Origin of the sequence: Streptomyces durocortorensis (genome assembly GCF_016901035.1) — a bacterium.
In the GTDB taxonomy this organism is placed as follows: Bacteria; Actinomycetota; Actinomycetes; order Streptomycetales; family Streptomycetaceae; genus Streptomyces; species Streptomyces durocortorensis.
Window position 1 is genome coordinate 1 of the sequence record NZ_JAFEUF010000199.1, and the last position, 13,318, is coordinate 13,318.

A 13,318-nucleotide genomic window follows, 5' to 3' on the forward strand; every position below is an offset into this window, starting at 1 on the left:
GGGCGCCGGGGGAGCGGTGGGCACCCGAGCATTCTCGGCTCCCGCCGCACCCCGACCGGCGCGTCGCCCGTGCAGCGGCGCGCCGCGGACGACCGCCCCCGGCCCCGCGCGGGTCACACCGTCTCGTGGAGGTCCTTCGCATAGTGCTCGATCGCCCGCCGGTACTGCTGTACGGACGGGTCCTGGCTGGTCGTCGCCGCCAGCTCCAGCAACAGCCCCACCGCCTCGTGGTGCTCGTCGGTGTTGAACAGGGCCATCGCCAGGAACGCCCGCAGCGCGCCGTGGTCAGGGAACTCCTCGACGCCCCGGCGCAGCGTCTCCACCGCCTGCCCGTACCGGCCGAGGACCCGGTACGTACTGCCCAGCCCCAGCAGCGCCCCGCACCGGTCCTCCGCGGCGAGCTCCGGATCGGCCAGAGCGCGCTCGTAGTACGGCACCGCCTCCGACTCCAGGCCCAGCGCGTCGTGGACACACGCCGTCCGGTAGGCCACCTCCGCGTCGCCCGGGTACGCGGCGGTCAGGGCGAGCAGCCGTGTCCGCGCCTCCTCGGGCCGGCCCTCCTCCCTCAACCGTTCGGCCTCGTCCAGCAGGTCCTTCTTCTTGTCTGCGCTCATGCGCACATCGTCGCAGGCGGGCGCGGACGACAGGACGAGTTTTCGCTCCATCGCCGGCCCAGGCGTGTGTTCCGGCCGGGCGGGGGCATCTGTCGGCCATGACAGCAGAGGCGAATCCCCCTGTACGCCAGGGGACATGGGTACGAGTGCTGGTACGCGGACTGGTGCTGGCGGCTGCACTGGCGGGACTGGTGGCGTTCTCCGTCCTGCTGGCCAAGGTGACGCTCACCCCTTCACCGGCCTCCGAGGACCTCGTCACCTCGAACCTCCAACCCGGGCGCTCGCTGCGCCAGTACGCCGAGGACTACACCTTCCTCGCCGCGTGCAAGCAGGCGGGCGGAAACGTGCTGCTCGGTGTGCCGTTCGGGCTGCTGCTGCCGTTCTTCGTGCCGCGCCGCCTGCGGATGATCCGGACGACGCTGCTGGCGGCCGTCGTCATGGCGATCGTCGAACTGATCCAGGGGGCCCTGGTCCAGGGGCGCGCCTTCGACATCGACGACGTCATCCTCAACACCACGGGCGCGCTGCTCGGCTACTTCGTGCTGGGCCGCCGGATCAGCCACCGCTACTACGTCTACGCCGATGCTCCGGGCCCCTCCGACCGGCCGGAAGAGCCGGTGGCCGAGCCGAAGCCCACCCCGAAGAAGGGCACCGGCAAGACGGCGACCGGCAAGACGGACACCCGTAAGACGGCCGCCGACAAGGCAGGCACGGGCAGGACAGGCACCCGCAAGACGCCCGCCCGTACCAAGACCGCACAGGCGTCGCTGACGAAGCCCTCGGCCACGGCCCCGGCGGGGAAGCGCGCCGCCAAGACCGGCGGTCCGGATGACGGCGGCCGAAGCGCCCCCGGCTCCGGCGGCGTCCGCTCCCTCCTCGACCGCGTCCGCGGGCGCTGAGCCGGGCGCCCGTTCGCACCCGGCCCGCACCGGCCCGGCCCGACCGGCACCCGTTCGGCCCGCACCGACCCGGCCCGACCGGCACCCGTTCGGGCCGGGCCGATTGCGGGCGGCCCGGACCGGACGCACGGTGGGGACACGTCCTGCGCGCGGACGCCGTACGGATCCCCTGCCGAGGAGGAGCGACATGGCCGAAGGCCAGTGGAGCCCGGGCCGCAAGGACATGGACGCGGACGAGTTCAGGCCCGTCCTGGACATCGTCGAACCGGCACGTCAACGGCGGCTGACCGTCCTCCTGCGACTCCTGCTGCTGATCCCGCACTTCATCGTGCTGTTCGTCCTGCACATCGCGGCCTTCTTCACCGTCATCGTGGGATGGTTCGCGGCCCTGGTCCTGGGGCGGCTGCCCGACCCCGTCTTCCGCTTCCTGACCGGCGTCCTCGGCTACGACATGCGTGTCTCGGCGAGCGACATGCTGCTCATCGACCGCTACCCGCCGTTCGCCCTGACCCCGCCGGCCGACTACCCCGTGCAGATCGAGGTGCGGCCCACCCCGCTGAACCGGCTCGCCGTGCTGTTCCGCATCTTCCTGCTGATCCCGGCGGCGATCGTGCAGAGCCTCGCCGTGTACGGGTGGTGGGCACTGGCCTTCGTCTGGTGGCTGATCACGCTGTGCCTCGGCCGGATGCCCCGCCCGCTGTTCGAGGCGACGGCGGCCACCCTGCGCTACCGGATGCGCTTCTCCGCGTACGTCATGATGCTCACCCCCGCCTACCCCAAGGGCCTGTTCGGCGACGACGACCTCGCCGGGGCCCCGGAGCAGTCGCGCTCGGCCACCCGCCCCCTGGTCCTGAGCAGCGCCGCCAAGTGGCTCGTCGTGCTCTTCCTGGTGCTCGGCCTCGCCGGACACATCACCTCGTCCGTGACCGCCTCGACGACCGACGACACCTCCGACACCCGCCTCGTCGGTCGCTAAGTGCCGCAGGGCCCCGTTGAGCCACGATGCCCCTGGTCCGCCGCGTCGGCGTAGCGGCGGGCCAGGAGGGCGAAGGCGTCCCTGAGTTCGTCGGGCCCGACCACCTCGATGTCCACGTCGAACCTGCCGATCTCGGCGGCCAGACCCGGCCACGACCAGGCGCCCAGGACCACACGGCAGCGGTCCGGGCCGCACTCCTCCACGATTCCGTTACGGACATGGCCGGCCACCTCGGAGGCCGGCGCGTCGAGGATCACCTCACCGCGGCAGGGCCACTCGCCCGGGGCCCCGGAACCCTGGAACCGGGCGGCGACGAACGCGGCCACATCACCCCCGGGTACCTCGCGCGGCGTGAACCGGGGGCCCGTGGACGTACGCGGGGTGATCCGGTCCGCGCGGAACGTCCGCCAGTCCTCGCGGTCCAGGTCCCACGCGACGAGATACCAGCGCCCGCCCCAGGTGACCAGCCGGTGCGGCTCCACCCGCCGCACCGCGGGCGGTGCTTCGGCAGTGCCGGTGGACGGTGGGGCGTACGCGGGGGAATGGTCGAAACGCAGCACCTCGTGGGCGCGCACCGCGTCGCTCAGCGCGAGAAGGACGCGCGGATCTGCCTGCGGCTGCGGCGGGCCTCCCGTGCGTTCGACGGCGGTGACGTTCAGGGCGTCGACGCGATGGCGCAGCCGGGCGGGCATGACCTGCCGGACGGTGGTGAGCGCGCGGGCCGCGGCCTCCCCGATGCCGGCGCCGGTCGCGGTGGCGGTCCGCAGTGCGACGGCGAGGGCGACGGCCTGGTCGTCGTCGAACAGCAACGGCGGCAGCCGGGCGCCCGCGTCCAGCCGGTATCCGCCGTCGGGCCCCTTGAAGGCCGCGATGGGATAGCCCAGCTCCCGCAGCCGGTCGACGTCCCGCCGCACCGTGCGCGGACTGACCTCCAGCCGCTCGGCCAACAGGCCGCCCGGCCAGTCCCGACGCGCCTGGAGAAGGGAGAGCAGCGCCAGCAGTCGCGCTGAAGTCTTCGGCATGACACCAGTATGGAGGGAGAAGAGGACACACCCTGGCCGCTTCCCCTGTGAAGATCGATCCGTACCCACCGCACGACGGACCACCGGAAGGATCCATCACCATGACCACACCCGCCACGTCCCCCGACCCCGAGCGCGGCGACCTGCTCGCCGCCCTCGCCGACGCGCGCGCCGCCCTGACCTCCTCGGTGCGCGGCCTCGGCGACGAGCAGGCCGGCGAACGCCCTACGGTCAGCGCGCTGTGCCTGGGCGGCCTCGTCAAGCACGTCACGGCCACGGAGGAGGGCTGGCTGAACTTCGTGACCGAGGGCCCCTCCGCGATGTCCTTCGACCTGCCGGACGGCGTCACCTGGGACGACTTGATGACCGGAACCGCGCGCGAGGTGCCGAAGTGGGCGATCGAGCGGGAGGAGAAGTTCCGTATGCTGCCCGGCGAGACGACGGCCGGGGTTCTCCACGCGTACGAGCAGGTCGCCGCCCGCAGCGAGAAGATCATCCTCGCGCTCCCCGACCTCTCGGCCACGCAGCCTCTCCCCGACGCGCCCTGGAACGAACCCGGCGGCAAGTGGAGCGTCCGGCGGGTGCTGAACCATGTCATCGCCGAGACCGCCCAGCACGCCGGGCACGCGGATATCCTGCGCGAGTCGCTCGACGGACGACAGGCGACGTGACCACCGGCGCCGAGCGCGGGAACCCGCGAGGAAGCGACGGCCGGCGACCGCCGGCGGACAGGGGAGCCGGCGGGCGAGCCGGCAAGCGAAAGGCGGAGGCGACACGGTGACCGTTCTCGACAACCGGGCGCTCAACCGCGCCATGCTCGCGCGCCAGTTGCTGCTGGAGCGGGCCGACCTGCCGGTCGTGGACGCCGTCGCCCACCTCTGCGGCCTCCAGGCGCAGGAACCGCAGGAGCCCTTCGTCGGTCTCTGGTCCCGGCTGGCCGGCTTCGATCCGGCGGTCCTCTCGGAGCTGCTGACCCGGCGGAGCGTGGTCCGCACCCATCTGATGCGCCGTACGGTCCACCTCGTCACCGCCGACGACGTCCTCTCCTGGCGGACCCGCCACGACGCGATGCTGCGCCAGAAGGTGCTCGGGGTCTACCGCGACGAGCTGAAAGAGGTCGACCTCGAAGAACTCGCCGCGGACGCGGAGAAGTTGATGTCCGACGGGGAGCCGCGCACCGCGGCCGAGATCGTGCGGGCCCTCGCCGACCGCTGGCCCGGCCCGGGGCCGCGCCCCCTGGGTGAGCTGGTGGTCGCCGCTCTCGTCCCGATGGCGCAGGCGCCGCCCAGGGGGCTGTGGCGCGCCAAGGGCGGGGTGCGCAATGTGGCGCTCTCCTCCTGGCTGGGCCGACCGGTCGACCCAGCCGCCCCTGACGGCGCCGACCCGGTCGGCCAGGCGCTGGTCCGGCGCTATCTGGCCGCCTACGGGCCCGCCGCCACGGCCGACCTGCGTGCCTGGTCCGGCCTGGCCGGGCTGCCCGGCGCGGTCGCCGCCGTACGCGACGAACTGGTCCGCTTCCGCGACGAGCGGGGGCGGGAGCTGCTCGACCTGCCCGACGCCCCGCGCCCGGATCCGGACACTCCCGCCCCCGTGCGGTTCCTGCCGGCCTTCGACAACGCGATCCTCGGCTACCAGGACCGCGGCCGGATCATCGACGACGCCCACCGCGGCCTCTCGGTCGCCGGAGAGCGCGTCGTGCTGGTCGACGGCCGCGTGGCCGCCACCTGGAGCGTCGCCGAGGAGGTCGTCACGGTGGAACCCCTGCGTCCCCTCTCCCGGACGGATCGGGCCGCCGTGGCCGACCAGGGGAGGGAAGTCGCCTCGTTCCTCTCCGAGGGCGGCAGCGACCGGGTGCGGGTGGCGGCCTCGCCGCGCTGAGCGACCCCGGGCCCGGCAGTCGGTCTCCGGTCGCCGCTCTCGGGTCTCGGGTCTCGGGGAGAGCCTTCGCGTCTGCCCGCCCGTATCGGAACAGGACCATTTTGTAAGGGAGTTTACCGGCGATGCGGCGGGAGTCGGACTGAAAACACCGGACACGGGTCACACGCAGAACATGACGTCCAGCGACGTAACTCCAGAGCCCGCGCCGCACGCCGGCGAAAAGCGCACCGCCCGCCCGTCCCGGGGATGGCTGAAAGTCCTCGGCATCGGCGCGGCCGTACTGGTCCTGCTGTTCGCCGGCAGCCGGCTCAGCCTGCTGCCGGGGCTCGGCGACCTCTTCGGCGAGGAGACCCACGACCGGTCGGGCCCCGCCGTGCTCAAGTCGATCCAGGACATGAGCTCGTACGAGGCCGCCTCGGGCAACTTCCAGGTCGTCGTCGACCTGGAGAAGGACACGAAGTTCGTCCCCGACGCCCTGCGCGGCACCCGCACCCTGTTCGTCGGGGCGGGCACCGTCGCCGCCTCCGTCGACCTGGGCAAGGTCACCGAGGGCGGCGTCGTGGTCAACGAGGACCGCACGACGGCCGAAATCCGTCTGCCACGAGCCGCGTTGGGCAAGCCCGCCCTCGATCCCGACCGCTCCTACACGGTGTCGAAACAGCGCGGTCTCTTCGACCGTCTGGGCGACTTCTTCTCCGACAACCCCGGCAGTGAGCAGGCGGTCAACAAACTCGCCGTCCAGCACATCGGGGAAGCGGCGAAGGAGAGCGAACTGACCGCCCGGGCCGAGAAGAACACCGCCGACATGTTGAAGGGCCTGCTCGGCTCCCTCGGCTTCGAGCGCGTCACGGTCCGGTACGGCGACGACCAGGAATGATCGCGTCACCCGGTCGGGGGGGGGGCGCCCCCCCCCCCCCCCCCCCCCCCCCCCCCCCCCCCCCCCCCCCCCCCCCCCCCCCACCGCTCGGCGTCCGGGGAAGTCCGTCCACCGCACACCACCCTTGACGTGAACGCGTCGGTGGGTATGGTCTAGTCCAAGTGCAAGGCCTTTCCGGACACCTGCCATCAGGCTTGTCCGGCAAGGGACTTGCAGCCCTTCGCGCCTCTTGGCCCCACACTCGCGAGGCCTCGCCGTCGAAGCCGGACCCCCCACGGTCCGCCACCGCGCGGTGCGGTCTCATGTGAAGGAGAAGCATGCACGCGAAAAGGAAGACCGCACTCGCCGTCGGCGCCATGCTCGCCCCGGTTCTCGCCCTGAGCCTCCCGGCGACCTCCGCCAGTGCTCACGGCTACATCTCCAACCCGCCGAGCAGGCAGGCGCAGTGTGCCGCCGGAACGGTCAGCTGCGGTGCGATCAAGTACGAACCGCAGAGCGTCGAGGGCCCCAAGGGGCTCACCAGCTGCAGCGGCGGCAACAGCGGCTTCGCCGAGCTGGACGACGACTCCAAGGGCTGGTCGGTCACCCCGGTGAACCGTTCCCAGCCGTTCGAGTGGAAGATCACCGCACGCCACTCGACCAGCACCTGGCAGTACTTCGTGGGCGGCGAGAAGATCGCCGAGTTCGACGACGGCGGCGCGCAGCCCGGCGCGACCGTGACCCACCAGGTCGACTTCGGCAACAAGACAGGTCAGCAGAAGGTCCTGGCCGTCTGGAACATCGCGGACACCTCGAACGCCTTCTACGCCTGCATCGACGTCAACGTCAGCTAGCAGCACGTCGTCCGGGGGTGCACACCCGGACGTCCGCCACGCCCCGGTCGCGCATCGTCGCGGCGGGGGCGCGGTGCTGTTCCCGGTGGCCGGAGAGCGGCATGGCGCGGGGCCTTCGGGTAGTCGAGCGGTTACCCTACGTCAGCTGTCCTGATGGATCATCAGTGCTCAAGGGGACTCCTGAATGAACCGTATGCGTACCGCACTCGCCGCGCTCGGCATCACCGCCGGACTGATCACCGCCCCGACGGCGAGCGCCGCCCCCGGACCGGCCGCACCGGGGCCCGAGAGGCCCGCTGCCGCCGCCGAACGCCACGAACCGTGCACCGGGGAGTTCCGCGGCGACGCCCGCCTCGGCCCCAAGTGGCTGCCGAACAAGCGGCTCGCCCCGGTCGGCCCGCTCCTGAACGGCTACCAGCGCACCGGAGACCTCACCCCGAAGGACTTCCTGAAGAAGTACTGGGAGGGGCCCGCGGACACCGGCAGCTGGAAGTACCCGCCCAACGACGGCTTCGCCGAGGTGAACGGCGAGATCGACAAGGAGCCCGTGAAGCTCCGCACCGGCCAGCGCCTGGACCGCTTCGGCTCGGAGTACGGCGGCTACCTGGCCCCCGCGGGCGACGCCTACGCCGAGCGCGCCCTGCCCCCGCAGAACCTCAACACCCGTGACGCGGACACCCCGTGCGACTACCGGGTCTACAAGGTCGCCAAGCCGTTCTGGGTCTGGCAGGGCTCCATCGCCCCGTGGTTCGAGCAGCCCGGCGGCGGGCAGCAGATCAAGCTCGACGCCGTGTTCCTCGACCCGGGCGCGGGACAGCGGCTCAATGTGAAGTGGCTGCTGGACAACGCCTACCTGACGCCCGCGGGCGCGTAACCGGTATGGACCGCCGGGCCCTGCACGCCGCACTCGTCGAAGCACGGATCCCCGGCGGCTACTACCGCATCGAGGGCGTCCACGAGCCCGTTCCCACCCCGCCGGACTTCCTCTTCGTCCGGCGGGGCGGGGACGGCGGCTGGGAGACCGGGGCGTACGAGCGCGGAACGTACGAGGCCATCGCCCGCCACCCGGACGAGGCCACCGCCTGCGCCCACCTGCTGAGCCTGCTCGTCTGAACCCTCCCCGCGCCCGTCAGCAGGGCGTGCCGGGGGTCGCCGCCGTCGCCCGCAGAAGGTCACGCACGAGCGTGAAGTCGATCTCCTGCGGGTTGCGGAACCGCAGACAGCCCTTGCCCATGTCGTGCGAGGCCAGCCGGTCCGCGAACGCGTCGCGGACATCCGTGCTCAGCAGATAGAACGAGATGTACTGCTTCTGGTCGGCGAAGGCGATCTCGCCCGTCCCCTCGCGCTCGTAGGCGGGCATGCCGTACGCCATCACCTCGCGGAACCCCGTCAGCTCCTCGCGGCACAGTGCGCGCAGCCTCGTGAGGGCCTCCCGGCGGGACTCCGGGGCCTCGGCGAGATACTGATCGACATCCTGCGCGCTGCTCTGCACCATGAGCCGATCGTACGGCGGTGTGTCGCACCCCGGACCCCCGACGCCCGGTGAGCGACAGTGGGCGGATGAACACCGCAGGCATGCTGGCCGAAGCGTTCGACCGGGTCGGGGAGGCCGTCCACGCGGCGGTCGAGGGGTTGTCGCCCGACGACCTCAACGCCCGGCTCGACGAGGGGGCCAACTCCATCTCCTGGCTCGTCTGGCACCTCACCCGCGTCCAGGACGACCACATCGCCGACGCCGCCGGAACGGGACAGATCTGGCTCACCGAGGGCTGGGCCGACCGCTTCGGGCTCCCGTTCGACGCCACGGACACCGGCTACGGGCACAGCGGCGACGAGGCCCCCCCCGTCCGCGTGGACTCCGCCGAACCCCTCCTCGGCTACTTCGACGCCGTCCAGGAGCGGACGCTCGACTTCGTCGCGGGACTGGAGGGCCACGCCCTCGACCGCGTCGTCGACGAGGGCTGGACACCTCCGGTGACCCTGGGTGTCCGGCTGATCAGCATCGTCGCCGAGGATCTCCAGCACGCGGGCCAGGCCGCCTTCGTCCGCGGAGTGCTGGACAGGGCCTGAGACCGGGAGCGGGGACAGGGCCTGGGGCCGGGAGCGGGGGCGGGCCCGCACACACCCGTGCACAGTCCCACCGGCGGTGCCATACTCGGAAGAAATCGGCCGGACAGGCATGGGCATCGTCCGAAAGGTGACCATCATGAGCTGGGCATCCTGGACGACCAGCGGCGTCTACACGGGCACCGGCGGAGTGCGCACCGAAGAAGCGGGCATCCTGAGCGGCGATCTCACCGTGCATACGACGTGGTTCGACGGACAGGCGTCGGTGGCCGTGCAGTACAGCGGCTCCTCCGACTGGTTCACCCTCGTGGGCAGCCCCGTGCCGTGCCCCTCCGAGGAGGAGAGCCGCACCTTCCACCAGAGCGTCGTCGAAGCCGTGCGCGCCGGAGAGGGCGCGAGAGTCCCGCCGGTCGGCGCGGAACCCGCATAGCGACTGTCGTCGCGCCCCACGCCCCATAGAGTGGATCACCGGACCCGTCCCCCGAGGGACGGGCACAGGCGGTTCACGGGGTGAGGAGCGGTGCCATGGGGCGTGCGGGAGCGCGGCGTTCGAGGACACAGAAGAAGCGGCCGTTCTGGGTGGAGCTGCCGCTCCTGATCGTCATGGCCCTGGTGCTGGCCCTGCTCATCAAGACGTTCCTGGTGCAGGCCTTCTCCATCCCCTCGGACTCCATGCAGAACACCCTCCAGCAGGGCGACCGGGTCCTGGTCGACAAGCTGACCCCCTGGTTCGGATCGGAGCCGGAACGCGGCGAGGTGATCGTCTTCCACGACCCCGCGGACTGGCTCGCGGGCATGCCCGTGGACGAGCCCAACACCGTGCAGAAGGTACTGAGCTTCATCGGCGTGATGCCCTCCGCCGAGGAGAAGGACCTCATCAAGCGGGTCATCGGCGTCGGCGGCGACACCGTGGAATGCGCGGGCGACGGGCCGGTGAAGGTCAACGGCACCGCCCTGGACGAGCCGTACGTCTTCCCCGGCAACACTCCGTGCAGCAACGACGAGGACGGCGGCCGGTTCAAGGTCACCGTGCCCGACGGCAAGGTCTGGGTCATGGGTGACCACCGCCAGGCATCCGCGGACTCCCGCTACCACCAGGACGACCCCAACGAGGGGATGGTCCCGGTCGACGAGGTCGTCGGCCGGGCTGTCGTCGTCGCCTGGCCGATCGACCGCTGGGCCACCCTGCCGGTTCCGGAGACCTTCAAGAACGTGCCCGGCAAGTCCTAGAGGGCCCCGAGCGGCACGAAGGTCCTAGAGGGCCCCGCGCGGCGCGAAGTTCCGCACGTACCGGCGCTGCCAGGGCGTCTCCACCGCCCGTGAGTGGTAGCCGGCGCGGACGAACGCCACCGCCTCCTCGGCGGGCACCCCGTCCAGGACGGCCAGAACGGCCAGCGCCGTCCCGGTGCGGCCCATTCCGCCGCCGCAGGCCACCTCGACCCGCTCGCCGGCCGCCCGCTCCCACACCTCCCGGAGCAGGACCCGCGCCTCCTCCCGGTCCGCCGGGAGCCGGAAGTCCGGCCACCGCAGCCAGCGGGACTCCCAGCGGACCGGGGGAGGGGTGCGGCCCAGCAGGTATACGGCGAAGTCTGGTTCGGGGCCCGGGGGGAGCGGCTTGCGCAGACCCCGGCCCCGGACGAGCCGCCCCGACGGCAGGGCGAGGACGGCGGGGTCGGCGGCGTTCCAGCGTTCGTTCACATCCCCCAACCTAGGGGGTGTCCTGCCGGTCAGGCGGCGGTATCGAGATCCTGTGCCAGCAGCTCCGCCAGCTCCTCGACCGCCGCCCGCGCCCCGTCGCCCTCGGCGCTGAGGACCACGGTCTCCCCGTGCGGCACCGCCAGGGCCAGCACCGCGAGCATGGAGCGGGCGTCGACCGGGTCACGGCCCTCGCGGGCGATGGTCACCTTGACCGGCTGGCGGGCGGCGGCCTTGACGAACAGCGACGCCGGGCGGGCGTGCAACCCGCTGCGGGAGGCTATGGCGACGGTCTGCTGGTGCATGGATCACTCCTCGGGAAGGGTCTGCTGTTTCGTGCGCGGGGTGTTCGGGTGGTCAGACGGCGACCGTGACCCGGGAGTCGTCGGAGCCCGTGGCCCCCGCCTCCCCGGCCGTGTCCGGCGCCGTCCGGCGAGCGCCCTTGAGCAGGACGACGAGGGCGGTCGCCACCAGCGTTCCGGCGGCGATGGCGAGCAGGTAGAGGAACGGCTCGCCGATCAGCGGGACGACGAACGCGCCGCCGTGCGGAGCGCGCAGCGTCGCGCCGAAGGTCATCGACAGCGCGCCGGTGACCGCGCCGCCCGCCATCACCGACGGGATGACCCGCAGCGGATCGGCGGCGGCGAACGGGATCGCGCCCTCGGTGATGAACGAGGCGCCCAGCACCCAGGCCGCCCGGCCGTTCTCCCGCTCGGTCTTCGTGAACAGCTTCTTGCGTACGGTGGTGGCGAGCGCCATCGCCAGCGGCGGGACCATCCCGGCGGCCATGACCGCCGCCATCACCTTGAGGCTGCCGTCGGTCGGATCGGCGAGACCGCCGACCGCGAAGGCGTACGCCACCTTGTTCAGCGGGCCGCCCATGTCGAAGCACATCATCAGCCCGAGGACGACGCCGAGGATCACCGCGTTGGAGCCCGACAGACCGTTCAGCCAGTCCGTCAGCGCGCTCTGCAACGAGGCGATGGGCTTGCCGACCACGATGAACATCAGGAAGCCCACGACCGCCGACGCGATCAACGGGATCACCAGGACCGGCATGATCCCGCGCAACGTCGCGTGGACCGGCACCCGTTGGATCGCCATCACCACCGCACCGGCCAGCAGACCGGCGACCAGACCGCCGAGGAACCCGGCGTTCACGGTCAGCGCGATGGCCCCGCCGACGAAACCGGGCACCAGCGCGGGCCGGTCCGCCATCCCGTACGCGATGTACCCGGCCAGCACCGGCACCAGGAACCCGAAGGCCGCCGAGCCGATCTGGTTGAGCAGCGCCGCCCAACTGTCCGCCTCGCCCCACACGAAGTGGTCGGCCACCGACTTGGCGCTCGCTATCTCGTAGCCGCCGATGGCGAACGACAGAGCGATCAGCAGCCCGCCCGCCGCGACGAACGGCACCATGTAACTCACGCCGGACATCAGATACGTACGGAGCCGGACGCCGAAGTGCGCCTGGTCCGCGCCGGATCGGCCTGCCTCACCGTCGCCGGAGTCCTTGCCGCCGTCGGCCTCGGACACGGCGGCGATCTCTCCGCGTTCCGCCTTGCGGCGGGCCTCGGCGATGAGTTCGGCGGGCCGGTTGATGCCCGCCTTCACCCCGACGTCGACCAGAGGCTTGCCGCGGAAGCGGGCCTTCTCCCGGACCTCCACGTCATGCGCCCAGATCACGGCGTCCGCCGCAGCGACGACAGCGGGGTCCAGCTTCTTGAAGCCGCCAGAGCCCTGGGTCTCCACCGTCACCTCGACGCCCCCGGCGCGGCCCGCCGCGGCCAGGGACTCGGCGGCCATGTAGGTGTGGGCGATGCCGGTGGGGCAGGAGGTGACGGCGACGATCCGGAAGGGTGCGATCCCGGCCGCTTCGACGGCCTTGGCCTCGGGCCCGGCCTCGGGTTCCGTGCCCTCTGCCTCGGGTGCGGGCTCCTCCACCGGCTCCTCGCCCCGGATCAGCGCGGCCACCGCCGCCGGGTCCGTCCCGGCGCGCAGGGCTGCGGTGAACTCCGGGTCCATCAGCCGGCGGGCCAGTCCCGACAGGATGGTGAGGTGGTCGTCGTCGGCCCCGGCCGGGGCGGCGATGAGGAAGATCAGGTCGGCGGGACCGTCGGCCGCACCGAAATCGATGCCCGCAGCGCTGCGCCCGAAGGCCAGCGTCGGGGCGTTCACGTGCTCGCTGCGGCAGTGCGGGATGCCGATGCCGCCGTCGAGGCCGGTCGGCATCTGTGCCTCACGGGCGGCGACGTCGGCCAGGAAGCCGTCGAGATCGGTGACGCGGTGCGCGGCCACCATCCGCTCGGCGAGCGACCTTGCGGCGGCGTCCTTCGTTGCGGCGGACAGATCGAGGTCGACCAGTTCCGCGGTGATCAGCTCACTCATCGCGGTGCTCCTTGCTCGGGGACCGCCGGGGCGGCGGCTCGGGGGGACGGGGCGGAGCTCGCGTACGGG

The 13,318-nt window shown here is 72.2% G+C and carries 17 protein-coding genes; 11 read left to right on the plus strand and 6 right to left on the minus strand.

Features of this window, described 5'->3' with window-relative positions; genetic code table 11:
• Positions 1-113: 113 nt before the first annotated feature.
• Entirely contained in the window at positions 114-614 is a 501-nt protein-coding gene (locus JS521_RS27440) for a tetratricopeptide repeat protein (RefSeq protein WP_205085652.1), read from the minus strand.
• 146 nt (positions 615-760) lie between these two features.
• On the opposite strand from JS521_RS27440, the gene JS521_RS27445 reads away from it, so the two are divergent.
• Positions 761-1,513 carry a VanZ family protein gene (locus JS521_RS27445; protein ID WP_205085653.1) on the plus strand — a complete coding sequence of 251 codons (753 nt, stop codon included), beginning with the start codon at positions 761-763 and terminating at the stop codon, positions 1,511-1,513.
• A gap of 187 nt (positions 1,514-1,700) precedes the next feature.
• On the plus strand, positions 1,701-2,489 hold the full coding sequence (locus JS521_RS27450; protein ID WP_205085654.1) for a DUF4389 domain-containing protein: 789 nt from the start codon (positions 1,701-1,703) through the stop codon (positions 2,487-2,489).
• Here the strand turns inward: JS521_RS27450 and JS521_RS27455 are convergent.
• Entirely contained in the window at positions 2,486-3,511 is a 1,026-nt protein-coding gene (locus JS521_RS27455) for a helix-turn-helix transcriptional regulator (RefSeq protein ID WP_205085655.1), read from the minus strand. The genes JS521_RS27450 and JS521_RS27455 overlap by 4 nt on opposite strands.
• A gap of 101 nt (positions 3,512-3,612) precedes the next feature.
• Here JS521_RS27455 and JS521_RS27460 point away from each other — a divergent pair, with 101 nt between their 5' ends.
• From JS521_RS27460 to JS521_RS27485, 6 genes are all read left to right on the plus strand, one after another.
• Complete coding sequence (locus tag JS521_RS27460; RefSeq protein WP_205085656.1) at positions 3,613-4,182, plus strand: DinB family protein; 570 nt, start codon at positions 3,613-3,615, stop codon at positions 4,180-4,182.
• 106 nt (positions 4,183-4,288) lie between these two features.
• Complete coding sequence (locus JS521_RS27465; RefSeq protein ID WP_205085657.1) at positions 4,289-5,389, plus strand: winged helix DNA-binding domain-containing protein; 1,101 nt, start codon at positions 4,289-4,291, stop codon at positions 5,387-5,389.
• Positions 5,390-5,561: 172 nt separating this feature from the next.
• Positions 5,562-6,266, plus strand: a complete 705-nt coding sequence (locus JS521_RS27470; protein ID WP_205085658.1) for a DUF4230 domain-containing protein — start codon at positions 5,562-5,564, stop codon at positions 6,264-6,266.
• Between the two features lie 317 nt (positions 6,267-6,583).
• Positions 6,584-7,099, plus strand: coding sequence for a lytic polysaccharide monooxygenase auxiliary activity family 9 protein (locus tag JS521_RS27475; RefSeq protein WP_205085659.1), 516 nt, complete (start codon positions 6,584-6,586; stop codon positions 7,097-7,099).
• A 184-nt stretch (positions 7,100-7,283) separates the two neighbouring features.
• Positions 7,284-7,973: a TNT domain-containing protein gene (locus tag JS521_RS27480; protein ID WP_205085660.1), complete on the plus strand. Its 690-nt coding sequence runs from the start codon at positions 7,284-7,286 to the stop codon at positions 7,971-7,973.
• A gap of 5 nt (positions 7,974-7,978) precedes the next feature.
• Positions 7,979-8,212, plus strand: coding sequence for a hypothetical protein (locus JS521_RS27485; RefSeq protein WP_205085661.1), 234 nt, complete (start codon positions 7,979-7,981; stop codon positions 8,210-8,212).
• Between the two features lie 16 nt (positions 8,213-8,228).
• Here the strand turns inward: JS521_RS27485 and JS521_RS27490 are convergent, their stop codons facing one another.
• A complete protein-coding gene (locus JS521_RS27490; RefSeq protein ID WP_205085662.1) occupies positions 8,229-8,594 on the minus strand; it encodes an iron chaperone in 366 nt (121 codons plus the stop codon).
• 65 nt (positions 8,595-8,659) lie between these two features.
• Here JS521_RS27490 and JS521_RS27495 point away from each other — a divergent pair, with 65 nt between their 5' ends.
• The 3 genes from JS521_RS27495 (at position 8,660) to lepB (ending at position 10,396) form a co-directional block, all read left to right on the plus strand.
• Positions 8,660-9,169, plus strand: a complete 510-nt coding sequence (locus JS521_RS27495) for a mycothiol transferase (protein WP_205085663.1) — start codon at positions 8,660-8,662, stop codon at positions 9,167-9,169.
• Positions 9,170-9,305: 136 nt separating this feature from the next.
• Entirely contained in the window at positions 9,306-9,596 is a 291-nt protein-coding gene (locus JS521_RS27500) for a hypothetical protein (protein ID WP_030719604.1), read from the plus strand.
• Between the two features lie 95 nt (positions 9,597-9,691).
• Positions 9,692-10,396, plus strand: coding sequence for a signal peptidase I (gene lepB / locus JS521_RS27505; protein ID WP_205085664.1), 705 nt, complete (start codon positions 9,692-9,694; stop codon positions 10,394-10,396).
• Positions 10,397-10,420: 24 nt separating this feature from the next.
• Here lepB and JS521_RS27510 read toward each other — a convergent pair whose 3' ends face one another.
• From JS521_RS27510 to JS521_RS27520, 3 genes are read right to left on the minus strand one after another with little or no spacing between them, the layout of a single operon-like run.
• Positions 10,421-10,864: a protein-tyrosine phosphatase family protein gene (locus JS521_RS27510; protein WP_205085665.1), complete on the minus strand. Its 444-nt coding sequence runs from the start codon at positions 10,862-10,864 to the stop codon at positions 10,421-10,423.
• A gap of 29 nt (positions 10,865-10,893) precedes the next feature.
• On the minus strand, positions 10,894-11,166 hold the full coding sequence (locus tag JS521_RS27515; protein WP_205085666.1) for an HPr family phosphocarrier protein: 273 nt from the start codon (positions 11,164-11,166) through the stop codon (positions 10,894-10,896).
• 52 nt (positions 11,167-11,218) lie between these two features.
• Positions 11,219-13,249 (minus strand): PTS fructose transporter subunit IIABC, encoded by a 2,031-nt coding sequence (locus tag JS521_RS27520; protein WP_205085667.1) that lies wholly within the window; start codon positions 13,247-13,249, stop codon positions 11,219-11,221.
• Between the last annotated feature and the right edge of the window lie 69 nt (positions 13,250-13,318).

Coding starts and splice junctions, on each gene's coding strand:
- JS521_RS27440 (WP_205085652.1), bottom strand. CDS start 614: ATGAGCGCAGACAAGAAGAAGGACCTGCTGGACGAGGCCGAACGGTTG.
- JS521_RS27450 (WP_205085654.1), top strand. CDS start 1,701: ATGGCCGAAGGCCAGTGGAGCCCGGGCCGCAAGGACATGGACGCGGAC.
- JS521_RS27455 (WP_205085655.1), bottom strand. CDS start 3,511: ATGCCGAAGACTTCAGCGCGACTGCTGGCGCTGCTCTCCCTTCTCCAG.
- JS521_RS27460 (WP_205085656.1), top strand. CDS start 3,613: ATGACCACACCCGCCACGTCCCCCGACCCCGAGCGCGGCGACCTGCTC.
- JS521_RS27470 (WP_205085658.1), top strand. CDS start 5,562: ATGACGTCCAGCGACGTAACTCCAGAGCCCGCGCCGCACGCCGGCGAA.
- JS521_RS27475 (WP_205085659.1), top strand. CDS start 6,584: ATGCACGCGAAAAGGAAGACCGCACTCGCCGTCGGCGCCATGCTCGCC.
- JS521_RS27480 (WP_205085660.1), top strand. CDS start 7,284: ATGAACCGTATGCGTACCGCACTCGCCGCGCTCGGCATCACCGCCGGA.
- JS521_RS27485 (WP_205085661.1), top strand. CDS start 7,979: ATGGACCGCCGGGCCCTGCACGCCGCACTCGTCGAAGCACGGATCCCC.
- JS521_RS27490 (WP_205085662.1), bottom strand. CDS start 8,594: ATGGTGCAGAGCAGCGCGCAGGATGTCGATCAGTATCTCGCCGAGGCC.
- JS521_RS27495 (WP_205085663.1), top strand. CDS start 8,660: ATGAACACCGCAGGCATGCTGGCCGAAGCGTTCGACCGGGTCGGGGAG.
- JS521_RS27500 (WP_030719604.1), top strand. CDS start 9,306: ATGAGCTGGGCATCCTGGACGACCAGCGGCGTCTACACGGGCACCGGC.
- lepB (WP_205085664.1), top strand. CDS start 9,692: ATGGGGCGTGCGGGAGCGCGGCGTTCGAGGACACAGAAGAAGCGGCCG.
- JS521_RS27515 (WP_205085666.1), bottom strand. CDS start 11,166: ATGCACCAGCAGACCGTCGCCATAGCCTCCCGCAGCGGGTTGCACGCC.
- JS521_RS27520 (WP_205085667.1), bottom strand. CDS start 13,249: ATGAGTGAGCTGATCACCGCGGAACTGGTCGACCTCGATCTGTCCGCC.